We start from the raw sequence: 26169 nt of genomic DNA, 5'->3' as shown, positions 1-26169 counted from the left end.
TTTATAAAATATTTTAACGTCCTCCTAAAATGCTTAATTGTTTTCCTAATAAGGCCGAAACACCAGCAGCTAAGCCGCCTACAACTCCAGTCACGAGGATGAGGAGATATGGATTTCCACCTAAATAGAGTAGCACCGAAATCTTTTTGGCGAGTGTGAAGTCGTTGCCACTACTTACCATAAACGCATAAACGACCCAAAACAAAAGAATCGCAAAAAATGGTACAAAAAACACTGCCGATTTTTTTAAACTAAAAAATAGAGCAGAGACAAATCCTGCCACCATAACCGACCACCAAGGTAAAAATTGTGATAGGATAAGAGCTAATATAATGGTAACAACAAAGTTGATGATATTTGGTTTAGTCATTGGTAGAAGGTGTTAAGGTTTGTGTAGAGATAATATCGCTTGTTGCTGTGTCGTTTTGCATAAAATTGAGTTCGTGATATTTCCCAGCGGCCCAATCATCTATAAAATTGTCGTAATAGGTACTTCCCGGATTTCCAGATTGACCTCCTGGATAAATCCCTAAGGCTTTTGGAGGGGAACTCATTTCGACGATCATACGCCATGATGGTCCATGGTTTTTAGATGTGGCATTCACGATATTAGCATCACCACCTATAGGTAAATCAAAGCGCGAAAAGGCAGGTAACCCTTGTAATAGGTGTCCGACATAGGTGCCTTTAAAATCGCCCCAATTGTAATCGCCATGCTTGGCTTTCCATTCGGTAAGATAACTAGCCGCTTCTTTAAAGGATTTTAGAAACAAATCATTAGCTGTTTCTTTTTCAGGTGTGTCGAGAATATCCATAAATGGGTCTTCTGGATGGTTTTTCAATAAATAGATGGCTTGATAAGTAAAAGGCGAAGTTAAGGCTTCATCCTCACTATCAAACTCATCCCAAATCATTGGATACAACGCATACCACCACGCACGCCATATACTTGGTCCGACCTTATCGATGTCATTATAGAAATCCCAGCCTTTTAATTGATCTAACAGCTTTTTTTCGTCTGGTGTTAATCCAGAATCTTCCATATGCGCATACATGTGTGGTAAGAGTTCGGCCGCTTTTAAATTATAGTTGTTATTGTGCAGTGCTTTAAAGTCGTCTACAGAGAATTGTTTCTTAGAACTGAAGAAACTATTAATCACACGATTTCGATAGGTTTCGTAGCCATCGTTAAATACATAGAACGGATAACTTTCATCTACAGGATGCTGGTTAGCAGAACTCACAAAACCACGTTCTGGATTCTTTACATGAGCATTAAAAGCTTGCGGAATAAAACTTTGCCAATCGTGATCCGGATTAGAACCATCCATTAAGAATTTCCCTTGACCTTCCCATTTATTTGGAAAGAGTCCTTGAATCCACAAAGCGATATCACCTTCGGTAGAGGCGAACACAAAGTTTTGCGCAGGTGCTGTATATGTTTTTAGAGCATCGACATAGTCGTCGTAATTCTTGGCTTTATTGAGTGCTAAAAACGGACGTTGGTTATTGCCACCAATATGACCAACCCATTTCATAGCATAGCCAGCACGTTCGTTATCACTTTTAAAATTATGATCGTAAGTCACAGGTCCATGATGTGTGTAGATTACAGAATCGATAACCGTTTGCGCACCTCGTACTTTTATGCTTTCCACACGAACACTTGTGTTTTTCCATTGTTTGTCATGTTTGTACTGTGTTCTTGTCTCGTCTTTAAATTCGATTTTATACCAATCTAAAACATCACGTGTTGCATTGGTTTCGCCCCAAGCGATATGTTCATTAAATCCTGAAATCACACCTAAAGCACCTGGTAGTGTTGCTCCCATAGTTTTATGGTTTGGTGTACTTAATTGCATGACAAACCAAATAGAAGGGATATTTAGACTTAAATGCGGATCGTTAGCGAGTATTGGATTCCCTGTTGCCGATTTAGCGCCTGAAACTGCCCAGTTGTTACTGCCATTATCAGGATGTGGCTTTTCAATGGTCTCTCTAATGGTATCTAGAGGCAATTCACTTCGTGGTGTTTTTGTTTTTTCGGTATCAATAAAACTCCAATCAGTCTCTTTAGGAATTACAGGATCGTTCACATCAAAGAATTCTGGAAAGAGCAAATCGAAGCGTTCCTGACCAAATTTACGTAAGATGTTGGTGTATTCGAGATCGTCATCACCACCTGCTAACATTTTGGTCATATACATCAAAAGCAAGGCTGTTTTTTTGATGGTCCAAGGTTCTGGTTTATAGTCTAATAATTTATATTCTACCGGAATGCTCTTCGTGTCTAAAGATTCGATATAAGCATTCACACCATCACGATAGGCCTCTAAGAATGCTATAGCTTCAGGATCATCTTTCATTTTTTCTAAAGCTTTTTCTGCGCCATACGCCATACCACGTCTGCGTTCACGACGATCATAATCTATAGCGTTTTCTCCTACAATTTCAGATAAGCGTCCAGCAGCAGCATGCGTTTGAAACTCCATTTGCCACAAACGGTGTTTTGCAGTGATATAACCTTGAGCTTTATAAAGATCGGCGTCGTTTTGTGCGAAGACATGCGGAATTAAATGTTCGTCATAATGAATTGTAACTGGAGCCGATAAACCTTTGATGGTTACATTTCCGTCGATAACCTCATTAGTATCATTTTGCCAGACACCGCTTACAGGATCGAGGAATTTTCCAATGGGAGGGATGCTACCTAGCTTTGTATTTAAACAATAAAAAACAACTAAGGTGAGCACCAAAGTTGTAATGAGTTTGATGTATTTCATGCGGTTGGAACTTTTAAGGCATGAATTTACTGAAATATTTTGAAATTAATTATTTGGATGAGTAATTAAAAGCTTACCTAAGTACCAACTTTTTAATCACTTCCTTACCCACAGATTCATTAAGCATATCAATAATCTTTTGTTTGCCATAACTTAACTCTTCACGGAGTACACTGGAGCTTAATGACACATATAAAGTATCTCTATCTAGTTTGATATCGGTTGTGTAGTTATTTACACCATTTCCCATCATTTTAGACCAAGCTTCTCTCACATCGACCTTGTCCAAACCAGCTTGTAGCTTATTAGTATCTACAAATTCCTTGAGGATATCGCTTATAGGTAAGTGATCATTTTGTCGTTTGGCCATTAGTCTAAATCTAGAGGTTCATAACGTCTATAAAGATACATATCTTTATTGGTATTATTGATAATAAGTAACTCATTTTCGGTAGCATTTAACACTGTTTCTTTCCAGTTGGCATAAGGTGTTTTGTAATAGATATTTAAACTATCATTTTCTAGTTTTATATGAAATGACTCCATGCTTTTTGAAGTTTCGTATTTCCCTAAAAGATTAGGCTTTAGTTTCCGGCGAGTACCTGTTAAACTGTCTGAAACTTCAATATAATCTATAGTATTGTTAAACCTATAATCTCTTTTAGAACCATCGCTAAGTGTTACTTCGTCAATTTCCCAATAGCCTTCAAGATGAATCATAAAGGTTTCAGGATCTTTTGAGCAGCCCATTGTGATACTAACAAAGAGTAGGAGTAGGATCTTTTTCATAATTTGAAAATTTTATACGATTGATGGATTTGCTTCACTACATTTTCGGTACGCTCGGCATGTGTATCACTTATGAATAATTGTCCGAAATCATCATTATCCACCAAACTGATAATTTGTGCCACCCGATTTTCGTCTAACTTATCAAAAATATCATCCAGTAATAACAATGGTGTTACACCACTTTGTTGCTTTATAAAGTCAAATTGCGCTAGTTTTAGAGCAATTAGGAAAGATTTTTGCTGACCTTGGCTTCCAAATTTTTTAATAGGATAGGTATCAATCTGAAAATTGAGATCATCTTTATGAATTCCAACACTCGTATATTGCAAGGCTTTATCTTTATTGATGTTTTTGGCTAATAGTGTCTGTAAGTCGCCATCAAACAGGTCACTCTTATACTTTAAATTCACATTTTCATTTTTGTTACTAATGGCTTCGTAACGTGCTTTAAATATCGGAATGAATGTTTTTAGAAAGGCATCACGAGTTTTAAAAATCTCGCTTCCGTAGGTCGTTAACTGCTCATTATACACGTCTAGTGTTTGTGCATTGAAGGTGTTATTAAGTGCAAAGTATTTGAGTAAAGCATTACGCTGGGACAATACTTTATTGTAGTTAATCAAATTATTGAGGTAGCTTTTGTCACTTTGTGAGATGACACTATCAATAAACTTACGTCGTGTATCACTACCTTCGATAATGAGATCGCGATCTGCTGGTGAAATAATAACCAAAGGAATAAATCCAATATGATCGCTAAACTTCTCATACGCTTTCCCATTGCGTTTGATCATTTTCTTTTGTCCGCGCTTTAAGGACACCACAATTTTTTCAGTTTTATCATTTTTACTGAAAATCCCATCCACAACAAAAAAGTCTTCATCGTGTTTAATATTTTGTGTAGCTACAGGGTTGAAGTAACTTTTTCCGAAGGATAAATGGTAAATAGCGTCAAGAGCATTGGTTTTACCGACACCATTGGCTCCAACAAAACAGTTAATTTTAGTATCAAATTCAAAATCCTGACTTTCAAAATTCTTGTAATTAACTAAGCTTAACGTGTTTAAAATCATAAAACTAATAGGAATATTCTTAATAAGGTTGGCTTTATTGTAAGCGGAAGTAAAAATAACAAATAATTTACCTTTTAAATCCCAATAAAAATTTTATTTTTGCGGGCACAAATACTGAATTATGGCAACATATAAGAAAAGAGGATACAAACCGAAACCGATAAAGGAAAAAGGTGAAAAAATAGAAGTTTTAGAACAAGAGTCTACAACAGCAGAAGTATTTAACACCTTAGATGAAGGTGCTAATAAAGCTGAAGACTTTGTGGCGAGAAATCAAAAAGGTATTTTCATTATTGTAGGTTTAGCTGCATTAATCGTACTTGGGTATTTAGGTTACAATAAGTTTATTGCTGGACCTAAGGCTAAAGAAGCTATGAATGAAATGTATACAGCTCAAAAGAATTTTGAAGATGCATTTGGAGTAGGCGTGAATAAAGACTCGTTATTACAGGTTGCACTTGATGGTTCTGAAGGAAAATTAGGTTTAACTGATATTGTAGAGCAATACGGCAGCACACCAGCAGGAAATGTAGCGAACTATAGTGCTGGTATGGCATACTTAAACTTAAAAGATTATACAAATGCTGTAAAGTATTTGGGTGATTTTAGTTCAGATGATGATGTTTTTGGTCCGTTAGCTAAAGGAGGAATTGGTGATGCATTTGTACAATTAGAACAATTACCAGAAGCTTTAGATTACTATGAGCAAGCGATTAAGGCATCTACAAATGGTTATACAACACCATTATTTTTGTTAAAAGCTGCCAATGTGGCACAGACACTAGGACAGTCTGATAAAGCATTACAATACTATAAGAGAATCAAATCTGATTATTCAGAATCTGATCAGGCTAAGAATATAGAAACATTTATTGGTAGAGCAGAAGCAAGCAAATAATTATGGCAACTGCAAATCATAATTTATCAAACTACGATAAAAACACAATCCCAAACGCGAAAGATTTTCGGTTTGGGATTGTTGTTTCAGAATGGAATGATACGATCACAAATGGCTTGTATCAAGGCGCTTATGATGCCTTAATAGACTGTGGTGCATTAGCTGATAACATTATTAAATGGGATGTTCCTGGAAGTTTTGAACTGATCTACGGAAGTAAAAAAATGATCACCCAAAACGTTGATGCTGTTATAGCTATTGGCTGCGTGATACAAGGTGAAACTAAACATTTTGATTTTGTTTGTGAAGGTGTTACTCATGGTATCAAAGAATTGAATTTAACGTCAGACACTCCTGTTATCTTTTGCGTACTTACCGATAATACGATGCAGCAATCGATTGATCGCTCTGGAGGGAAGCATGGTAATAAAGGAACTGAAGCTGCTATTGCAGCAATTAAAATGGCCGAACTTTCTAAGCGCTAATAGGTCTTAGTCTTTAATGTCATGTGTTGAATAGGGCACTACCAAATGAGGTGCATCTTGTAGGCCTTATGGTTCTCGGTCAAATAGCTTCACTTTCAAAAATTTAGTTTTTGAGATTTTGAATACATTTAAGGAGTTGGCATTCTTTTTGTTAATAATTTTAGCGAATCCTTAAGTGTTTTTTCCTTGTAATTTCTGTACTTTTGAGAGATATCAGGTTTAATTTAGTAAGTCAACTTGTTTAATCAAAGAAAAAATAGGCGTTTTAATTATAAGTCACGTATTAAGGATTCTAATACCGAGAGTTATCGGGAAGAGTCTAAAGAAGACTTGAAAGCGAAGTGGGAAGAAATGCGAGGTAATACCAGGCGTAAAGGCAGTATATTCACCTCTCTACCAGCTTTAATACTAATTTTAGTAGCGCTTTTTGTTTTAATTTATATCCTCAATAGATATATTAAATAATTGTACTATGGGTCCAATAAAATTTACTTTAATCAAAAGATTACCTAGAAATAAAAGGTTCAACTATACACCAAGATATTACAATGGTAAAGAAGATACAGATACATCTCAATACCCAACAAAGATTGATGCCTATGCCGATAATTATAATAAAAATGATATATCTGGCCAATGGCATGAAAATAGAATAAAGAACAGAACCAGAAATAATTCTGAATTTAATAGAACCATTCTAATTTTGATTGGAGTCTTCGTTTTAGTATTCTTATACATCATAGATTTCGATTTATCCATTTTCTCCCTTAAACGCTAATGGCAGACATTATTCAATTGTTACCAGATCATGTTGCGAATCAAATAGCAGCAGGAGAAGTTGTGCAACGTCCAGCTTCGGTAGTTAAAGAATTATTAGAAAACGCCATAGATGCTGGTGCAAATTCTATAAAACTTATTGTTAAAGACGCAGGTAAGGCCCTTATTCAAGTTATCGATAATGGAAAAGGAATGAGTGCCACAGATGCACGATTAAGCTTTGAACGCCATGCCACGTCAAAAATACGTTCTGCAGAGGACCTATTCAGTTTGAATACTAAAGGGTTTCGAGGTGAGGCTTTAGCTAGTATTGCTGCAATTGCTCATGTTGAATTAAAAACGAAGTTAGACGATGATGAGTTAGGAACACTCATAGAAATTGAGGGAAGTACTATTAAGAGTCAAGATGTTACTGTAACACCTAAAGGAACTTCACTATCTGTAAAGAATTTGTTTTTTAATATTCCAGCAAGACGAAATTTCCTAAAATCAAATAATGTAGAGTTACGACATATCATAGATGAGTTTCATCGTGTCGCTTTAGCACATCCAAATATTACTTTTGCTATGTATCACAATGGTAGTGAGAGTTTTAATTTACCAGAAAGCAATTATAGACAGCGCATCGTTAATATTTTTGGAGGAAAGACCAACGAAAAATTGGTTCCCGTTGAGGAAGAAACAGAAGTGCTAAAAATTTCAGGTTTTGTTGGAAAACCAGAGTTTGCTAAGCGCACAAAGAGTGAGCAGTTCTTTTTTGTCAATAATAGGTTTATTAAAAGTGCATATTTAAATCATGCTATAAATTCGGCATATGAAGGCTTGGTAAAAGATGGTAGTTATCCGAGTTATTTTTTGAATTTGACGGTTGATCCAAAAACCATAGACATTAATATTCATCCTACTAAAACGGAGATCAAATTTGATGATGAGCATACTTTATATGCGATTTTGAGATCTTCGGTAAAGCATAGTTTGGGTCAGTTTAATATTGCGCCTGTATTAGATTTTGATCGTGATAACAACTTAGATACGCCTTACGATTACAAAGATAAAAATGCATCTACACCAACGATTGAAGTTGATCGTACGTTTAATCCGTTTCAGGATGAAAAACCAGTATCTAAGTCTAGTGGCGTGTCGACGTCTTATAGAAAAGAGCCTGCAGCTCAATGGGAAAGTTTATATGTTGGATTAGAATCTAAAAGTACCAAGGTCGAGCATGATTTTAGTGAAATCGAATTTGAAAGTGAGTCTGAAAACGCATCGTTGTTTTCCGAAGATAAATTAGTTGAAACGACGCAAACCACGTATCAGCTTCACAACAAGTATATCATCAGTACGATAAAGTCTGGAATGCTAATTTTAGATCAACATCGTTCTCATCAGCGTGTACTTTATGAAGGGTTTTTGAAGCACCTGACCGTTAAAGAAGCTGTGAGTCAGCAATTACTATTTCCATTGACTTTGGAATTTACTTCTACGGAAATGGAATCATTATCACAGCTAAAAGAAGACCTAGAGCATACTGGTTTTGTGTTTTCATCGTTTAAGGACAAGGCTATAGAAATTACAGGTGTACCAATTAATGTTCCTGAAAGTGAAGTATCTATTATTTTGGAACAATTGATAAGTGATGTAGAGCAAGAAGTTCCAGATAGTAATTTTAGTGCTACAGATTTATTGGCAAAATCGATGTCGAAGAGTTTGGCTATTAAAACAGGTCAGTCTTTAACACGATTTGAGCAGGAGCATTTGGTGAATAGTTTGTTTGCTTGTAAAGAACCATCGGTTTCACCAACTAATAGAATCACATTCATCACGATGAGCGTTGATGATTTTGATAAAAAATTTATGTAAATAATATATGATAAGAGGTATTACAGATACGGTTAAACATTTGCTCATTATAAACGTTATCATGTTTATTGGAACATTAACTTTGGGTAATGGTGAATTGTTTTACCATTGGTTTTCAATGTATTTCCCAGAAAATGAGTTGTTTAAACCATGGCAAATTTTCACACACATGTTCATGCATGGTGGACCAGTACATATATTCTTTAATATGTTCGCATTATGGATGTTTGGAACGGCTGTAGAAACACAATTAGGGTCTAAGAAATTTTTATTTTTATATATCTCTGCTGGTTTGGGAGCTGTATTATTTCAAGTAGGGTATTATTATTTCAACTATTTGCCTGCCTATTCTGAATTAATCGCATCTGGTATAACTGATTCTCAGTTAATAGAAATGTTTACAACTAACAAACAGGTTGTGAATTTGTCTGCAGCGCAATTGAGTTTAGCTCAAGATGCTTTTAGTTCTTATAACGCATCTATGGTAGGTGCCTCAGGATGTATTATGGGGGTTTTGGCTGCTTTTGGGATGATGAATCCTGAAGCGAAATTGATGTTGATCTTTTTTCCTATTCCAATAAAAGCTAAATATTTTATTCCAGGAATCATTATTCTTGATATTATATCTGCTATAACAGGCCGATCATTCTTTAGTCCAAGTAATACAGCCTATATGGCTCACGTTGGAGGTGCTATTACGGGCTTCTTAATTATGTGGTATTGGAAGAAAACACAGTTTAACAAAAACCGTTGGGATCGATGACTTCGTTAAATTACGACTTTAAGGACAAGCTTAAACGCTTAAATGTTTTTGAGAAGATTATAGCAGTAAACATTGGAATTTTTTTCTTGGGTTGGGTACTAATGCTTATAAGAAGAGTACCAAGAGGAAATACGTTGACATGGCTTGAGTTACCAAAAGATTTCTTTGAGTTCTTAACTAGACCTTGGTCTATTATTACTTACGGATTCACACATTATGATTTTTTTCATCTCCTTTTTAACATGTTGGTGCTCTATTTTGTATCGAGAACCATGGTTAATATATTTCCAAGAAAGCAATCTTTAAATATTTACTTCCTTGGGATTATAACAGGCGGGTTGGCATATTTAGCTATTTATAATATTTTGCCTGAACGTTTAGTATTAGCTAATGCTGGGGCACTTGTTGGCGCATCGGCTGGTGTACGTGCTTTATTGATATTTATTTGTGCTTATATGCCATATCGTGAAGCCCGTTTTTTTGCAGTAAAAATTAAGTTATGGTATATTGGAGTTGCCCTTGTTGCATTTGATATCATTGGTCTATTTGGAAATAATCAAGGTGGTAATGTTGCACATTTAGGTGGTGTTTTATTAGGTTATCTATATGCTACCCAATTGTTAAAAGGAAAAGATATTGGTGAAGGTTTTGGACGATTCATGGATAAGATAGCTAATGTGTTCAAACCAAAATCACCACTTAAGACAGTTCATAAAAATAAGAAGAAACCTTTTGCTGGTCATAATAAAGACGAATTTAATGAGTTTAATAATCAGAAAAAAGTAGACCTCATTCTAGATAAAATCAGTAAAAGTGGTTACGAAAGTTTAACTAAAGAAGAAAAGACATTTTTATTTAAAGCAGGTAAGGATTAAACCATATGCGTAAACTTAAACGTTATGAGAAGCTGATATTTATCGTCAATTCGTTGATGGCATTTGCTTTGTTATTGTCTTACATTTTACCTTATATCGAACCAGAGAAGTTTGCTTTTTTATCTGTTCTCAGTCTAGCTGTACCGTTTTTAATCATTATTAATATTCTATTTACAATTTATTGGTTGCTCAAAGTTAAGAAGCAACTATTAGTGTCTTTGGTTGTGCTTTTAATTGGTTACAGTTATGTGTTCTCTCTCTACAAATTTTCATCGTCGAAGAATGTTGATGATCATCAAAACCTTTCGGTAATGAACTATAATGTTCGATTATTCAATATTTTTGATTGGATTGATAGTCCGAATATAAAGGAGAATATTTTGAGTTTTATTTCTGAAAAGCAACCAGATATTTTGTGTTTGCAGGAATATAGGCGAGATGATGATATGCATTTTGATGGCTATCATAAATATGAAAAGATTACAGGTAATAAAGTAAAGAGTGGTCAAGCCATTTTAACTAAGTATCCTATTGTTAATTCGGGTTCGATAGAGTTTCCCAATACATCTAATAATGCCATATTCGTCGACGTTATTGTTAAAAACGATACCATACGAGTTTATAATTTACATTTAGAATCGTTGCGAATAAATTCCGACGTTGAAAGCTTAGCTAAAGAAGATTCTGGCAATTTATTTAATCGTGTGAGTTCTACGTTTAAGATGCAGCAATCACAGGCTGAATTATTTTTAAAGCATCAATCCAAATGCAAATATCAAATGATTATCTGTGGTGATTTTAACAATACAGCATATTCTTATGTCTATAAAGAAATTAAAGGTGATTTAAAAGATGCCTTCGAGCAAGCTGGAAATGGATTCGGAAGAACCTTTGATTTTAAATTCTTTCCTGTGCGTATTGATTTTGTTTTGGTAGATGACGGATTTGAAATTAATGCCTTTAAAACCTTTGATGTCAAATATTCCGATCATTATCCAATTATGGCTAAGGTTAAGCTCAAATAACTACATCATCCAACAATCTGCTTGGTCTGCAATGATGTGTATGACTAAACCCAATCCAATAGGTCTAGTCTTTTTCCAAATTACTAAAAGTACATAAACACCAATGGCGTAGTAGGAGTGAAGCGGATGAAAGTTAATACTGCATCTATTTGGGTCAAACATGGGGTTGGCTAACATATGATCTAGATCAATTATAAAAGTACCTAACATAATGAGATAAGCAATAATCCACTGTTTTCTAAAAAAGACTAAAGCAATTATTAGTGGCAATAGGAAATGAATCCCATAATGAACAATAGGTTGTAACATTACAGATTTAAGGTTTGCGATTCGAGGTAAAGCTCTGTGTTAGGACCTTCGTTAAATAGTAAATCTAGAATACTAAGATTTGGAATAAACCCATGTTTGGAATCAAATACCTGAGCATAAGGTGTGAGGTTTTGCTGAATCTCTTTTCGGCTATTAACTAAACCTCTAGCATCAATAATTCCCTTTGGTTCTGGATCGAATTGCTGAGTTGTATTATAGGAAAAAGGTAGCTGTAAACAATCAAAAACGGCTTCAATACATGTAAAGTTAAACGCCATTATCGTTTTGTATTCCGTTTGAAACAAAGGCAATAAATCATCAATATAGAATTCAAAGAAAGGAGAGGTACGGTAGGCAGACTCAAGTGATTTAAGATGTTGCGTTTGCCAATTTTCGGAATTGAAAATAGCGACATCTTTTGATAGCTGTCTATTCTTTTGAGAATACACAACAGGAACATTAAGATCTAGTTTACCATTAGCACCAAAAATTGATGCTCGATTTCTATACGTTTGTTTTTGGTAATTGTCGCAGACCTCAAAAATGATACGATCTGCTTGTAGCATAGCAACAAAATGAGCCATACTCGGAAAATATGTTGGATGTAATACTACGTCCATATACTACAAATAAAACCTTATTTTGCTTTTTTCTTCTTACGCCATTTACTGTATCCAATCCAAGCAGCTATGAGCACTAAAAACGGAATTAAGTATGATACAGGTTTACCTGAGCCTCCAACTGTTGTAAACCAGCGTTCCCAACGCGGATTTTTAATACCATCCCAACTCATCCATATAAATACAGGTTTACCAACAACGTGGTCAAAAGGAACATATCCCCAACCTCGAGAATCGATGGAATTGTTTCTATTATCTCCCATCATCCAGTAGTAGTCTTGATCGAAAGTATAAGATGTCGTTGGTTCTCCTTCAATTAGAATTTGATTACCACGTGTCGTTACTTTTTTACCTTCATACTCTGAGATCAAACGTTTATAAAGTGGTAAAACTTCCATGTTTAGTTCAATAGTTTCTCCCTTTTTTGGAATATAAACAGGTCCGAAATTATCATAATTCCAATTGTATTGTGGATTATGAGGAAAAACAGTTGGGTTTCTTAACTGATGAGAGAATTGATTGAGTGATACTGTATTTGATAAGCTTTTAATTTTGTCAGCATTTTCTGCAGTAAGGTTTATATTAAATTTATTCTCAACAGGCTTCATCCTTAATTTTATCATGTCATCGTATTGTATGTAACCGACAACCTCAGTCATAAGAGAATCTCTTGATGATTCTTTTAAGTACGATCTATCTTCCTCAGCTAAATAATCTTTTACTCTCTGATCATCCCACAATTGATTTTCTATTTTATAAAATCTCCAAAAATTCTCTATTTCATAAGTGTCAACAAAATTTTGGGTGATATTAGATTTTGATACCCAAGTATAGTAGTGCTGTAATTTTGCACGATCGGGTAATTCATTTTTTTGACCATTAATATAGACATAACCTCCTTTTACTTCTAATGAATCACCAGGAACACCAACACAACGTTTAACTAAATTCGTTCGTTTGTCAATAGGCTTATAATAATTCCGATCAGGAGTAAAGTCGTTCATGTTGACTAATGTATCAGCAGGTTGATTGAAAACGACAATGTCATTACGTTCTATACTTTCAAAACCAGGAATTCTCATGTAAGGCAGTTGCAATTTGTTCTTTAATGAGGATTTGTTCTCTTCTAGTTTATCATTGTATAGGTATGACTTAACTTTTGCAAGAGGAATCGTATCATGTACCATAGGAGTGGCAACAGTAGTCATTGGAATACGTGCACCATAATGCACTTTGCTAACAAACAAGAAATCACCTACCAATAAGGATTTTTCAAGAGATGAACTTGGTATGGTAAACGGTTGCACAAAATAAGTGTGTACAATGGTGGCAGCCACAATGGCAAATAAAATAGAGCTTACCCAATCACCTGAACTAGACTTTGGGTTTATGTCTCTGTCCTGTACATAGCTAACATCTGTTGCATAATTAAGGTAATAGTTATAAAACCCTAAAGTGATAACGGCTAAAAAGGTATCGAGATACTGATTTTTCCCAAAACTTCGGGCTGTTTCTACCCAAACGATAATAAACATAATCAAGTTCACTATGGGTACAAATAGTAAAATCGTCCACCACCAAGGACGCTTTATAATCTTCATTAAAATTACTGCATTATATACAGGTACAAAAGCTTCCCAAGCTTTCCTTCCTGCTTTTACGTATAATTTCCATGTTCCAAGTCCGTGTATAACTTGAATTACTAGAATAAATATTAACCACTCAGTGATAGTCATAGTTTTTTGTTTGTGTTGTAAGTTGAATTGTATTAGACAATGTTACATCAAATACTAATGTTAACTTATATTTAATACATCTTTCATTGTAAATATTCCTTTTTTATCATGAACATATTCTGCAGCAATAACAGCACCTAAAGCAAAGCCCTGTCTACTATGAGCCGTGTGTTTTATTTGTATACTATCTACTTCAGAATCATAATTAATCTCATGTGTGCCAGGCACATTTTCAATACGTTTTGCTAAAATACCAATCTCATTTTGTTTTGGTGCATCCAAGCTCCAATTTTTATAATTAGTTCGCTCAATAATGTCATCTGCCAACGTAATTGCAGTACCACTTGGAGCGTCTAGTTTTTGTGTATGATGAATTTCTTCTATACTTGTTTTATAGTCTGGTAAACTTCGCATGAGTTTAGCTAGAGTCTTATTGATCTCGAAAAAAATATTAACACCAAGACTAAAATTTGAGGCGTATAAAAAGGTGCCTTTTTTAGATGAGCAAAGCGATATCATATCATCATATTGGTCTAACCATCCAGTTGTTCCAGAAATCACAGGTACATTGGCATTAAAACATTTGGTGATGTTAGCAACAGCAGTAGATGGCAGGCTAAAATCGATAGCAACATCAATATCATCTAATATGAAATCTTTAGTAGAACTGGAAACTTTTAAAGTTATATCATGTCCACGTTCTAAGGCAATTTTTTCAATTGCTTTTCCCATTTTTCCGTAACCTAATAATGCGATATTCATACGTCAGAATTTGAAATTCAATGTAAAACCTAAATCCGTATTATTTTCCATTTGGTTGTATTTAAAATGTGGTCGTAACGATAGGTCTTCATCCACATTAAATTGCAGTAAATGTGCATCAACATTAGCGTCGATAATATTTAGAGCATACATTCCTATAGTTATTAATAGGGCTAATTCTTTGTTTCGTCGTAACTGCTGTTGAGCTCTTATAAGTCCGTCATTTGATACATTTGGAAAAGGGTCACCTTCAGAACCTTGACCAAACCCAGCCAAACGTCTTTTATAGGCATCACGATATAAGTTATAGTCTTTATCGTTTTTGATATATAAATATAATGGCGTACCAATCAAAGCGTAAGCTATTGGGATTTTCCAATACTTTTTGTTGTAGGCTTGTCCCAAACCAGGAAGAATAGCAGAATAAAACGCAGCTTTTGAAGGAGCTAAAACATTAAGAGGCTCTCTTTTCGTTTTAATAGAATCTTTGACAACTACTAAATCAGAATTAATGTCTTCAGTTTTTTTATTTTCTTGAGCGAAAATCACACCACTGAAAAAAAGAGAAAAAAATAAGCTGTAGACTAATTTATTTAGCACGTTGCACTAGTTTTTTAATACGATTGAAATCTTCTTCAGAATGGAACGGAATTGTTATTTGACCTTTACCATTCTTAGATAGTTTAACGCCAATTTTGTGGCCAAAGTATTCTGAAAATTCTTTTATGCCTTTTTTAACAAATTTAGGTAGTTCTTGGCTTTCAGAAGGTTTTTTGGCTGTTGGGTTGTGGTAATTTTTAACTAGGGCTTCAGTAGCTCTAACAGATAATTTATCAGTAATGATCTTTTCATAGATATCTAACTGAACATTTTGATCCTCAATATTGATTATCGCACGACCATGACCCATAGAAATAAACCCGTCGCGCATACCAGTTTGAATGATTGGATCTAATTTTAACAATCGTAAATAGTTAGCTATCGTAGAACGCTTTTTTCCTACACGCTCACTCATTTGTTCTTGCGTTAAAGCAATCTCATCAATTAATCGCTGATAGGAAAGTGCAATTTCAATAGGATCTAAATCTTGGCGTTGAATATTTTCCACCAGAGCCATTTCTAACGACTCTTGGTCATTGGCAATACGTATGTAGGCAGGAATAGTTTTTAAACCAATTAATTTTGAAGCTCTAAAACGACGTTCTCCAGATACCAATTGAAATTTATTGAATTCCAATTTTCTAACTGTAATTGGTTGTATAACACCCAACTCTTTTATAGATGATGCTAATTCACGTAAGGTTTCTTCATTGAAATTGGTACGTGGTTGAAACGGATTAATTTCAATGGCCTCTATATCTAGTTCTACAATATTGCCAATAATAGTATCTGCATTTTTATCATTTGCAGATTTTATATCATTAGAAGGATCTTTCAACAATGCAGATAAACCTCTACCTAATGCTTGTTTTTTTGTTGCCTTCGCCATTATGAGTTCTTGTTTATTATTTCTTTTGCTAAACTTAAATAATTTGTAGCACCTTTACTACTCACATCATATTTAATGATACTTTCTCCATAGCTTGGTGCTTCGCCTAGTCTTACATTTCTTTGAATAATGGTTTCAAAAACCATATCACTAAAATGCTTTTGTACTTCTTCTACTACCTGATTTGATAAACGTAGTCGTTGATCAAACATTGTAAGTAGCATTCCTTCAATATCTAACTCGGTATTATGAATTTTTTGAACACTTTTCACAGTATTCAATAATTTTCCTAAACCTTCGAGTGCAAAATATTCACACTGAATAGGAATAATAACAGAATCTGACGCAGTAAGCGCATTTAAAGTTAATAATCCCAGAGAAGGAGCACAGTCGATTAAAATGTAATCATAAGATGATTTTAAATGCGATACAGCCTTTCTGAGCATATATTCGCGTTCATCTTTATCTACTAGCTCAATTTCAATAGCAACTAAGTCGATATGAGCAGGTATAATATCTACATTAGGTGAATCGGTTTCTATAATGCATTCTTCGGCCGATGCCGTATGCTCTAATAACTGGTAGGTTCCAATCTCAACTTGTTCGACATCAATACCAAGTCCTGAAGTTGCATTAGCCTGCGGATCTGCGTCGATAAGCAAGACTTTTTTTTCTAGAACTCCTAATGATGCTGCTAAATTTACAGAAGTCGTTGTTTTTCCAACACCTCCTTTTTGATTGGCAATTGCAATGATTTTACCCATTAAATGATTTGGTTTTATTTACTGAAGTTTTTATACTTTCTTCAACTGTAAAAATACGATTATTTACGAGTTTTGGAAATGGAAGTTGTTAACAGTACTGCAATATATGCAGAGGTGTCTATTTGTTTAGAAATGAAGCTGATTGGTTATAAAAAAAGCAGCCTATTCAGGCTGCTTTTGATTTATAGAGTAAGGCGATATTATTCTTCTGGTAATAAAATCGCTTTCAAATAACCATCTTGTAAGTATTTCTTAGCAACATTATGAATATCTTCTGTTGTTAAGGCATTTACATTAGCATCATAATTCACAACATTATCTAAATCTGATTTGTTGTAATCTGCATTTTTAATAGCAGATAACCAGAAACGATTTTGCTCTAGTTGTTCTTTTCTCGTTAACAACAAAGCCTTTTTCACCTTATCGAGATCTGTTGCTTCAGGACCATTATCAATAATTTTCTGAAGTTCAGCTATAGAAGCTGCCGCGAGTTTTTCGGCATTTTCAGGAGCACAAGGAAAGGAGATACTAAAGTTGAAATTTCCATAAGGAATTTTACGTATTGCTCCTCTGGCACCAGCGCCATAAACACCACCTTCTTCTTCTCTTAATTTTTCAATAAGCTTAATACTCAAGATTTCGCCTAAAGCATTCATTGCTCTTGCTTCATTAACATCATATTTGGTTTCACCTCTAAAGACAAGATTAACTTGACTCTTTGGCTCTGTACCTTTTCTGTATGTGAATTCTTGAGCTCCAGATTTTGGTCTAAAAGAAGACACGTTATACGTTTCTCTCTCTGAAGTTCCAGGTAAAGATGCGATATAGGTTTCGGCTAATTCTGCAATTTTACTTTCATCAATATTTCCAACGAAATAAAAATTGAAATCACCAGCATTTGCAAAACGTTCCTTATATTTTTCATAAGCAAGATCATAATTGGCTTTGTCTAGTCTTTCAGGAGTTGGAAAACCTGTATATCTCGGATTTCCTTCATTCAAGAACTCACCTAAAGCGATTGAAAATGAAACATTAGGATTAGATAAAATGTTACCTAAAAATGCTTTTTGTTTACTAATGAATGATGCAAATGCTTCAGGATCTTTATCTAGTTTTGTAAAATATAAATGTACCATCTGGAACATGGTTTCCAAATCTTTTGGTGTTGTAGAACCTCTCATACCTTCGTCTAAACCTCCAATGTAAGGTCTAACGTTTGCAATTTTACCAGACATCACTTTTGTCATGTCATTTTTTGAAAGTCCGTCAATACCAGCTTCAGTTAATCCTCCATTTGCACTCGCTGTTTGCTTTAAAACATCATTCGAATATAAGGATGTGCCACCATAGCTAAAGGCCTCAAATAAGATTTCATCATTTTTAAAATCCGTTTTCTTGTACGTTACTTTTGCACCATTACTCAAGGTCATGGTTGTTGTTTCGTTTAATTTCCCTTTGTTATTAACAGTAACATTACTAATGCTTCCTTTAGCAGGTTTGTTAGCCATTAATTCTGAACGCACTTCTTCGTCTTCATATCCTTTCAGCTCTGCATTTTTAACGCTATCTAATAAATCAATAACTTCTTTTTCGGTTACTTTTGTTAATCCGTCTTTTTTCGGACCAGTAAGTACTACTAAGCGATTATCGTCATGTAAGAAATCTTTAATCAATCCGTTTACTTCTTCAAGCTTTATTGTAGGTAATTGTGACTTTACATAGTTGTATGTCCATTCTGCACCAGGCATTGGGCTTTCCTGTAAGAAATTTTGAATATAACGACCTACAATTCGTCCAGATTCTTGTTTATCTCTATCTTTATAAGAACGCTCTGTTCTAGCAAAGTAATCCTTTTTAGCACGCTCTAATTCTGATGCATTAAATCCAAAACGCTTCACACGTTCATTTTCTTCTAAAAGTGTTTTTAAAGCTTCTAATTGACCAGTTTCGTTAGTCTGCGCGATAGATTGATAGGCTTCTTTATTTCCTATGATACCACCATGAAATGAAAATCCGAAAATAAATGGTGGATTTGGCTTGTTACTGTATTCTCTAAGTCGGTTATTAATCATTTGAGTGAATAAACCTTCAACCATATTATCTCTGTAATCCTTTACAGTTCTGGTTTTTTTAACTTCGCCTTTGTCTTTGTAATAGATTTGCACCTGGCTTCCAGTTGCTTCTTCGTCCCATTCGATAGCGACAAATGTGCCTTCATGGTTTTCAGAACCAAACTCTTGTCTAGGCTTTGGGTTTTTAGGGTTTTCTAGACCACTAAAATTATCTTTAATCTTTTTTTCAAGAGTCTCTACATCCAAATCTCCAACAGCAATAACTGCCATTAGATTTGGGCGATACCAATCTTTTTGAAAGTTTCTTAAGCTTTCATATTTAAAGTTTTCTAGATTCTCCTTTGTACCAATAGGTAAACGATCTGCATATTGAGATTTATATGCAATTTTGTCTAAGTATTTCGATTGCATTCTCGTTGAGGCACCTAATCGTGTACGATATTCTTCAATCACAACACCTCGCTCTTCGTCTATGTCTTCAGCGGTAAGCAAAGCACCACCAGCCCAGTCTTGTAATATTTGAAATCCTTTATCTAATTTTTCTGGATCATCACTAGGAATAGGTAAGATGTAAACCGTTTGATCAAAACCAGTATAAGCATTTAGATCTGCTCCAAATTCTACACCAATACTTTGTAGATAATCAACGAGTTCATTTTTTTTAAAATTCGTGGTTCCGTTGAAGTTCATATGCTCCATAAAGTGAGCTAGACCTTTCTGATCTTCCGTTTCTAATATAGACCCAGCTTTTATAGCTAGACGTAATTCTACTTTGTCTTCAGGTTTTCCATTGTTTTGAATGTAATAGGTGAGGCCATTACTAAGCACGCCTGTTTTTACATCTGGATTCATTGGAATAGGATCCGAAGGGGAGATTTCTTTTTGTTCCATTGTGGTTTCCTGTGCAAAAGAAACCATAGACATAAAGAATACCATAAACATGCTAAGCATGATTTTTCTTGATGGTTTTAGATTCATGTGTTTGAGTTTAATTGATTTAAAAATTTGAATGTATAAATATAACTAAGTTTTTAGTTGAATTAATTAATTTTGTACTAAAATTCTTAATTATTTTCCGAAGATAATAAAGAACGTTTTGATTTTGTGAAGTTTAACAGGTTTTAACGCAGGCCAAACACAGGAGGATGCGAAATTAATAATCTCATAAGGTTTTTAAATACCGCTTTACAGATTTTCTAAAGTAACGTCTTAATCTGCGCTCCATATTTTCATTGGAAATAGGCTGGCGATATTCAAAACCATTAAAATGGACTTTAGTTTTTCCATTTTTAGTTTTTATCATAGACAATTGGACATTATGTAAAGTATCATTCTCAATGATAAATTCCTTTATTCTATAATAAATGAGGCTATCTTGTCTATACCTGTAAGGAATAATAGGAGAGTTAATTGTATCCTGCTTGATGTCGAATTTATGGAGTTTTTCTAAAATTTGTTGTTGTGATAACCTCAAAGTAACATCGCAATTATGGCATACAAAGTTACTATTGTTAGCCGTTAAATAATAGTTTCTTGGAGGCGTCTCAGAGATCAAAATAAAAAGTGTTGGGAGTAGGATGATTGCTGAATGTAATTTGGTATTAATGACAAAAGCCGATTCTTTTTGAATCTTAATGATCAGATAATAGGCGAGAGGCAACATGAATAAGGCGATATAATCTGTATAATCTACTACTCTTGAGGTTTTTATGAATGCGTATTGGTTATAAAAATCAATAGCACTCGTAGATAATGACGATTTCCAAAACATAAAGAGAACTGCAGATAGGAACAAGTTGAATTTAACATGCTTCGGATTGAAAAACGTAATTAGAACAGGAAGAATGATCATACCAACAATATCTGATAGTTTACCAGTGAACCAATTAGAAAATTCCCATTTTAAGACATGGTCGTTTAAAACCAGAATAATTAAACAAGAAATGAAAATGTAATTTAGAAGTAGTTGACGTCGTTCAAATTTCATAAAGACACAACGCAATTTGTTTCATAATATTTGAGAGAAATGGATTGCTTTAGTTATTATTCTATAAAACTCGATCAACCATTGAAAGTGTATTTAGAATACAATGTGCAATAATTAATGCCCATAAATTTCGTCCAGAAACATAATAAGCAATACCCATTATTAATCCAATGATACCAACAGTAATGGAACGTTCGGAGAGATCATAACTATGTCTAAACCCAAATATTACAGCTTGTAGAAGTACTGCTAAAATGGTAGCTATAGTCGTTTTAGAAAATAGTTTTTCAAACCAATTCATTAAAAAACCTCGATCCAATAACTCTTCAAGTGTAGATTCAATTAATACTGCTATAATAATTGTGAAAAACAATGGCCAATTATCCTTTAGATTGCCAAACTTTGATGTAGTTTCTTCAACCGAAGCAGTTTCAGGTGAAGCAAAAAATGGAATTTGATCTTTTATGATATTAAATAGTAATAGAGACACAACGGTTGACACTAAAATCAAGATGGTCGTCAACAACATTTTTTTGATATTCTTAGGTTTACGTAAGCCTAAATCATACCATGATATTCCTCTTGCGTGCATTCGCCATGACGCTATTGCTAATGTTGTAAATGACCAGGATAGACCATTTACCAAAAAATTAACATTGGGAAATGCTAACTCTCGTATCAAAAACATCACAGAAATATAGATAATCAAATCTAAAAGTATGCCTGTAAAGGGAACAGCTTTATGAGGTTTGATCATCGTATGATTAGAAGAGGAGCTGGTGTCTGAACCCATGTTTTTTTGATTGATTGCGTCAGTTAGACTAGCATAGCACAAAAAAGTTACACTATTGATTCTAATTTAGATACTACTAATTGTTTTAAACTCATATTTAAATCGTCAAATACAATAGCCTTCTCAGGTTGGTTTATTTTATAAATGATGTAATTTGATTTTACCTGTTTGCTGTTGTTTTTAAATTCGATGTCGTAGATTTTACCAGAAACTTCATATTCAAAAAGATGCAGATTAAAAGAAGATGTTTTATTAGGTTTTATGACATCACTGTATATGAGTTGGCCTTTAACAATCATGCCATTAGAGAGAATGCTGATAATTTTCTTTTTCTTTAAATCCCATTGAACTAAACTCAAAATAAATAGCACTTGAAATATGATGGTTGCACCTTTCCAAAATAGGCCTTGCGTAACTAAAAATCGTGGTTGTGAGCTAAACAGATCTATATTTATTATGGCAAAAACAACAATAACAATATAAAGGATGTAGTTGTTTCTGTTAAGTGCCTTAGACATTTTTGCAGTATCTTGTATTTGAATTTTACCTGTTCTCATTTAGCTTTAATGAGTTTAGTACTTGAGAATAAGTCATGCATTCCTAATTCATAACCAAACATATAGGAAAGTGCATCAAAAGGCAATACTCTTGATATCGAACGAATTAAAATCCTAATAACATTTGGTTTGGTACCATCATTATAGATGACTCTAGTTTTGGTCATCATTTTACCTAAGGTTTGATGAGTTGTCAATTCAAACATGAAATAATAGGTAAACATAATACTATAGAATGCCAAATAATTAACGCCGTAGCTATTCTCGAATATAGTAAACACAAAAAACAAAAGATAAACAACAAGCATATCGATTATGTAATTAGCAAGTCGCGTGGTTTTATCTATGTTTTTCATTTATATCATATTTCGATAATTTAATCAATTAGAATATCTAATATCTTAATGGCAGCATCACTAATTTTGGTGCCTGGACCAAATACAGCAACAGCACCAGCATCAAATAAATATTGATAATCTTGCTTAGGAATCACGCCTCCAACAATAACCATGATGTCTTCACGTCCATAATTTTTAAGTTCTTGTATTACTTGAGGTACTAATGTCTTATGACCTGCTGCTAAGGAAGATACGCCTAAAATATGAACATCGTTTTCTACAGCTTGTTTTGCCGCTTCTTTTGGTGTTTGAAACAGCGGACCAATATCTACATCAAAACCAACATCTGCATATCCAGTGGCTACAACTTTAGCTCCACGATCATGACCATCTTGCCCCATTTTGGCAATCATTATTCTTGGTCTTCGGCCGTCTTGTTCTGCAAAAGCATCGGCTAATTCTCTAGCTTTTTTAAAGCTTTCGTCGTCTTTAATTTCTTTACTATACACGCCTGAAAATGATTTTATTTGTGCTTTATATCGTCCAAATTCTGCTTCTAGTGCATCACTAATTTCACCTAATGTAGCACGTTCTCTCGCTGCATCTACTGCTAAAGCTAATAAATTCTCTTTGCCTGAGCGAGCTGCATCGGTTAATTTTGATAGCGCTTGGTGTACTGCTTCGGTATTTCTTGTGGATTTGATTTGCTCTAAACGTTTAATTTGTCCGTTTCTAACTGTTTGATTATCCACTTCTAAAGTTGAAATTGGATCTTCTTCTTCCAATCTAAATTTATTGACTCCAACAATAATGTCTTGTCCAGAATCGATACGAGCTTGCTTACGTGCAGCAGCTTCTTCAATTCTTAATTTAGGAATACCAGCTTCAATAGCCTTTGTCATTCCACCAAGTTCTTCAACTTCCTCAATTAAAGACCAGGCTTTCTGAGCAATATCATGAGTGAGTTTTTCGATATAATAACTTCCAGCCCAAGGATCGACAGTTTTAGTAATTCCAGTTTCCTCTTGTAAAAAGATTTGTGTGTTTCTTGCAATACGTGCCGAAAAATCGGTTGGTAGTGCTATGGCTTCATCTAAAGCATTGGTATGTAAACTCTGTGTACCGCCAAAAGCAGCAGCAGCAGCCTCTATTGTAGTTCGAGCCACATTATTAAACGGATCTTGTTCTGTTAAACTCCATCCAGAGGTTTGGCAATGTGTTCGTAAAGCTAAAGATTTTTGGTTTTTAGGATTGAATTGACTCACTAGTTTTGCCCAGAGCATTCGAGCAGCACGCATCTTTGCAATCTCCATAAAGTGATTCATTCCTATAGCCCAAAAGAAGGATAATCGAGGCGCAAAAGTGTCTATATCCATTCCAGCTTCAAGTCCTTTCTTGATGTATTCTAATCCGTCAGCCAATGTATAAGCCAACTCAATATCACAAGTAGCTCCAGCCTCTTGCATATGATATCCAGAAATACTAATGCTATTAAATTTGGGCATGTTTTGACTTGTGAATTCAAAAATATCTGAAATAATCTTCATTGAAGGTGTAGGCGGATAGATATAAGTATTACGCACCATAAACTCTTTGAGAATATCATTTTGAATTGTTCCAGCCAATTGCTCTGGAGAAACGCCTTGCTCTTCAGCAGCCACTATATAAAAAGCCATTATGGGTAGTACAGCGCCATTCATGGTCATAGATACCGACATTTTATCAAGTGGAATTTGATCGAATAGAATCTTCATATCCTCAACCGAATCTATAGCTACACCAGCTTTACCAACATCACCAACAACGCGTTCATGATCAGAATCATATCCTCTATGTGTAGCGAGATCGAAAGCTACAGAGAGCCCTTTTTGACCAGCGGCTAGGTTTCTTCTATAGAACGCATTACTATCCTCAGCTGTCGAAAAACCAGCATATTGACGAATGGTCCAAGGTCTGCGCACATACATAGTCGAGTAAGGTCCACGTAGGTTAGGTGCTAAACCAGCAACGAAGTTTAAATGCTCAAGATTTTCAATATCGTCTTTAGAATAAGAGGATTTAACCTCGATATCCTCTGCAGTTTGAAAAGTGTTTTTAGGAACAGGTTTATGAATCGTTTTACGATCTATTGTAATATGTTGAAGGTTTTTACGCATTATTTCACAACTATTTTTTCAATATAAGCATTATAGTTTTTGTTCGCAGTTGAATATATATTCATTGCAAATGTTTTATAATTTGATGAAATGATATAGATGGTATTATAGCTACTACGTCCTTGTCCATCATTCATTCTAAAACTAGATTTAAATACTTTTGTCTTTACATTTCCTGAATAACCAGCATTTAGTCGCTCACAATTCAAGCCTACAGCCTCAGCATAATCACTACATGATTGAGATAGCATTGACGCTAGCATAGCTGATTCTTCTCTTGAGAAAGGCAAAAAATCTGAAACTTTCACACTAATTAATGTTGACGATGCGATATCTCTAAAATAATAGATACTTCCTTTTGAATATTTTAAAAAATCAAATCGTCTTTTTTCTATTCTCTTTTCTTCAGAATCTGGAAAGCTTTCAATTAATTCACCGTAAGCGTCTTCTGAAAATTCCTGAAAATAAGATGGCAAATAGATGTCAATATTATCATGTTCTAATTCAAAATATTCACCAGGAACATCATCTCTTTTGTTGGCTTCATCTTTACATGCTAAAACAGTAAAAATACATATAGCAAAAGCTAGTTTAATTTTCATCAACTAGTGATTATGCCCATCATGAGAAGAGTGTTCACGTGTATTTGCCTCTACTTTTTCAGGTGCTTTACTAAAATCAATATCATATATTTTTCCGTAGAAAAACTCTAAAGCGATGTAAGTTGCCAAATATTTATCATCTTTCATTCCAAACGTTTTACGCTTCAACTCTTCACCTAACATGCGTAAACTCATACTATTGGTTTGAAGCAAAGCACTAAATGTTTTTTGTAAAGGTTCATCTTTTATATTATCTCCAACACATGCAAAAAATGGATGTTCATAATTGACTCTGCTGCCAAAAGCATCTACTGCTGGTCGCCATAAACTTTCTTGTTGTTTTAAGGCTTCTAACACTTTTTTAGAGTGTTCAGATGTCATTTTATGATAATCAACTTTATTATTAGATGCTTGACTCACAAACATACTATAGGCACGAGAGTAGACAGGGCTACCAGGTGTGTAAAAGTTGACCAAATCATTTTCAAAAGAATGAAAAGCTTCTCTTAGTAAATCGGTATCCACATTGTCACAATCTAATATATTTTCAACGCTTGGATATTTGTATTCAAAGTCTACTTTTTTTGTTGTCTCTTCTTTACAGTTGAACAGGCAAAAGCATAGTGCCAATAGTGTTAATCTTAACTTCATGT

27 protein-coding genes are annotated in these 26169 nt (G+C 34.3%); 7 read left to right on the top strand and 20 right to left on the bottom strand.

Translation table 11 applies throughout. The features are described 5' to 3' along the window. Positions 1 to 13 precede the first annotated feature (13 nt). The 5 genes from Q0783_RS09795 to Q0783_RS09775 form a co-directional block, all read right to left on the bottom strand. Complete coding sequence (locus tag Q0783_RS09795; RefSeq protein ID WP_298761289.1) at positions 14 to 370, bottom strand: hypothetical protein; 357 nt, start codon at positions 368 to 370, stop codon at positions 14 to 16. Further along, entirely contained in the window at positions 363 to 2783 is a 2421-nt protein-coding gene (locus Q0783_RS09790) for a penicillin acylase family protein (RefSeq protein WP_298894728.1), read from the bottom strand. Before Q0783_RS09790 ends, Q0783_RS09795 begins: the two co-directional genes overlap by 8 nt. A gap of 73 nt (positions 2784 to 2856) precedes the next feature. Further along, a complete protein-coding gene (locus Q0783_RS09785; protein ID WP_230935083.1) occupies positions 2857 to 3153 on the bottom strand; it encodes a DUF721 domain-containing protein in 297 nt (98 codons plus the stop codon). Further along, positions 3153 to 3572 carry a hypothetical protein gene (locus Q0783_RS09780; protein ID WP_298894726.1) on the bottom strand — a complete coding sequence of 140 codons (420 nt, stop codon included), beginning with the start codon at positions 3570 to 3572 and terminating at the stop codon, positions 3153 to 3155. The genes Q0783_RS09785 and Q0783_RS09780 overlap by 1 nt, the downstream gene beginning before the upstream one ends. Further along, positions 3569 to 4648, bottom strand: a complete 1080-nt coding sequence (locus Q0783_RS09775) for a DNA replication/repair protein RecF (RefSeq protein ID WP_298894724.1) — start codon at positions 4646 to 4648, stop codon at positions 3569 to 3571. Before Q0783_RS09775 ends, Q0783_RS09780 begins: the two co-directional genes overlap by 4 nt. A 121-nt stretch (positions 4649 to 4769) precedes the next feature. On the opposite strand from Q0783_RS09775, the gene Q0783_RS09770 reads away from it, so the two are divergent. From Q0783_RS09770 to Q0783_RS09740, 7 genes are all read left to right on the top strand, one after another. Continuing rightward, positions 4770 to 5546 carry a tetratricopeptide repeat protein gene (locus Q0783_RS09770; protein ID WP_298894722.1) on the top strand — a complete coding sequence of 259 codons (777 nt, stop codon included), beginning with the start codon at positions 4770 to 4772 and terminating at the stop codon, positions 5544 to 5546. 2 nt (positions 5547 to 5548) lie between these two features. Continuing rightward, positions 5549 to 6031 (top strand): 6,7-dimethyl-8-ribityllumazine synthase, encoded by a 483-nt coding sequence (gene ribH / locus Q0783_RS09765; protein ID WP_298761281.1) that lies wholly within the window; start codon positions 5549 to 5551, stop codon positions 6029 to 6031. Positions 6032 to 6503: 472 nt separating this feature from the next. Then, positions 6504 to 6809, top strand: a complete 306-nt coding sequence (locus Q0783_RS09760) for a hypothetical protein (protein WP_298761277.1) — start codon at positions 6504 to 6506, stop codon at positions 6807 to 6809. After that, positions 6809 to 8668: a DNA mismatch repair endonuclease MutL gene (gene mutL, locus Q0783_RS09755; RefSeq protein WP_298894718.1), complete on the top strand. Its 1860-nt coding sequence runs from the start codon at positions 6809 to 6811 to the stop codon at positions 8666 to 8668. The genes Q0783_RS09760 and mutL overlap by 1 nt, the downstream gene beginning before the upstream one ends. Positions 8669 to 8675: 7 nt before the next feature. Continuing rightward, positions 8676 to 9431: a rhomboid family intramembrane serine protease gene (locus Q0783_RS09750; protein ID WP_298894716.1), complete on the top strand. Its 756-nt coding sequence runs from the start codon at positions 8676 to 8678 to the stop codon at positions 9429 to 9431. Beyond that, complete coding sequence (locus Q0783_RS09745; protein WP_298894714.1) at positions 9428 to 10306, top strand: rhomboid family intramembrane serine protease; 879 nt, start codon at positions 9428 to 9430, stop codon at positions 10304 to 10306. Before Q0783_RS09750 ends, Q0783_RS09745 begins: the two co-directional genes overlap by 4 nt. A gap of 5 nt (positions 10307 to 10311) precedes the next feature. After that, a complete protein-coding gene (locus Q0783_RS09740; protein ID WP_298894712.1) occupies positions 10312 to 11331 on the top strand; it encodes an endonuclease/exonuclease/phosphatase family protein in 1020 nt (339 codons plus the stop codon). Here Q0783_RS09740 and Q0783_RS09735 read toward each other — a convergent pair whose 3' ends face one another. From Q0783_RS09735 to Q0783_RS09665, 15 genes are all read right to left on the bottom strand, one after another. Continuing rightward, entirely contained in the window at positions 11332 to 11640 is a 309-nt protein-coding gene (locus Q0783_RS09735; RefSeq protein ID WP_298894710.1) for a DUF6122 family protein, read from the bottom strand. Then, complete coding sequence (locus Q0783_RS09730; protein ID WP_298894708.1) at positions 11640 to 12260, bottom strand: WbqC family protein; 621 nt, start codon at positions 12258 to 12260, stop codon at positions 11640 to 11642. Before Q0783_RS09730 ends, Q0783_RS09735 begins: the two co-directional genes overlap by 1 nt. A 17-nt stretch (positions 12261 to 12277) precedes the next feature. After that, positions 12278 to 13996 (bottom strand): signal peptidase I, encoded by a 1719-nt coding sequence (gene lepB, locus Q0783_RS09725; RefSeq protein ID WP_298894705.1) that lies wholly within the window; start codon positions 13994 to 13996, stop codon positions 12278 to 12280. A gap of 60 nt (positions 13997 to 14056) precedes the next feature. Next, on the bottom strand, positions 14057 to 14758 hold the full coding sequence (gene dapB, locus Q0783_RS09720) for a 4-hydroxy-tetrahydrodipicolinate reductase (RefSeq protein ID WP_298894703.1): 702 nt from the start codon (positions 14756 to 14758) through the stop codon (positions 14057 to 14059). Positions 14759 to 14761: 3 nt separating this feature from the next. Next, positions 14762 to 15358 carry a DUF5683 domain-containing protein gene (locus Q0783_RS09715; protein WP_298894701.1) on the bottom strand — a complete coding sequence of 199 codons (597 nt, stop codon included), beginning with the start codon at positions 15356 to 15358 and terminating at the stop codon, positions 14762 to 14764. Beyond that, on the bottom strand, positions 15348 to 16247 hold the full coding sequence (locus Q0783_RS09710; protein ID WP_298894699.1) for a ParB/RepB/Spo0J family partition protein: 900 nt from the start codon (positions 16245 to 16247) through the stop codon (positions 15348 to 15350). The genes Q0783_RS09715 and Q0783_RS09710 overlap by 11 nt, the downstream gene beginning before the upstream one ends. Beyond that, on the bottom strand, positions 16247 to 17011 hold the full coding sequence (locus Q0783_RS09705) for an AAA family ATPase (RefSeq protein ID WP_230935100.1): 765 nt from the start codon (positions 17009 to 17011) through the stop codon (positions 16247 to 16249). Before Q0783_RS09705 ends, Q0783_RS09710 begins: the two co-directional genes overlap by 1 nt. Before the next feature lie 200 nt (positions 17012 to 17211). Next, positions 17212 to 20061 carry a pitrilysin family protein gene (locus Q0783_RS09700; RefSeq protein ID WP_298894697.1) on the bottom strand — a complete coding sequence of 950 codons (2850 nt, stop codon included), beginning with the start codon at positions 20059 to 20061 and terminating at the stop codon, positions 17212 to 17214. 184 nt (positions 20062 to 20245) lie between these two features. Continuing rightward, positions 20246 to 21070 carry a hypothetical protein gene (locus tag Q0783_RS09695; protein WP_298894695.1) on the bottom strand — a complete coding sequence of 275 codons (825 nt, stop codon included), beginning with the start codon at positions 21068 to 21070 and terminating at the stop codon, positions 20246 to 20248. Positions 21071 to 21131: 61 nt separating this feature from the next. After that, complete coding sequence (locus Q0783_RS09690) at positions 21132 to 21863, bottom strand: type II CAAX endopeptidase family protein (RefSeq protein ID WP_298894693.1); 732 nt, start codon at positions 21861 to 21863, stop codon at positions 21132 to 21134. 47 nt (positions 21864 to 21910) lie between these two features. Next, positions 21911 to 22420, bottom strand: coding sequence for a hypothetical protein (locus Q0783_RS09685; RefSeq protein ID WP_298894691.1), 510 nt, complete (start codon positions 22418 to 22420; stop codon positions 21911 to 21913). Then, positions 22417 to 22776 (bottom strand): RDD family protein, encoded by a 360-nt coding sequence (locus Q0783_RS09680; RefSeq protein ID WP_298894689.1) that lies wholly within the window; start codon positions 22774 to 22776, stop codon positions 22417 to 22419. The genes Q0783_RS09685 and Q0783_RS09680 overlap by 4 nt, the downstream gene beginning before the upstream one ends. 20 nt (positions 22777 to 22796) lie before the next feature. After that, complete coding sequence (gene scpA / locus Q0783_RS09675) at positions 22797 to 24917, bottom strand: methylmalonyl-CoA mutase (RefSeq protein ID WP_298895459.1); 2121 nt, start codon at positions 24915 to 24917, stop codon at positions 22797 to 22799. Next, positions 24914 to 25516, bottom strand: a complete 603-nt coding sequence (locus Q0783_RS09670; protein WP_298894687.1) for a hypothetical protein — start codon at positions 25514 to 25516, stop codon at positions 24914 to 24916. Before Q0783_RS09670 ends, scpA begins: the two co-directional genes overlap by 4 nt. Positions 25517 to 25519: 3 nt before the next feature. Then, positions 25520 to 26167, bottom strand: coding sequence for a hypothetical protein (locus Q0783_RS09665; protein WP_298894685.1), 648 nt, complete (start codon positions 26165 to 26167; stop codon positions 25520 to 25522). Positions 26168 to 26169: the final 2 nt, after the last annotated feature.

Source organism: uncultured Psychroserpens sp., from assembly GCF_947500255.1.
Taxonomy (GTDB): domain Bacteria; phylum Bacteroidota; class Bacteroidia; order Flavobacteriales; family Flavobacteriaceae; genus Psychroserpens.
This window is presented reverse-complemented; position numbering and strand designations above follow the sequence as displayed.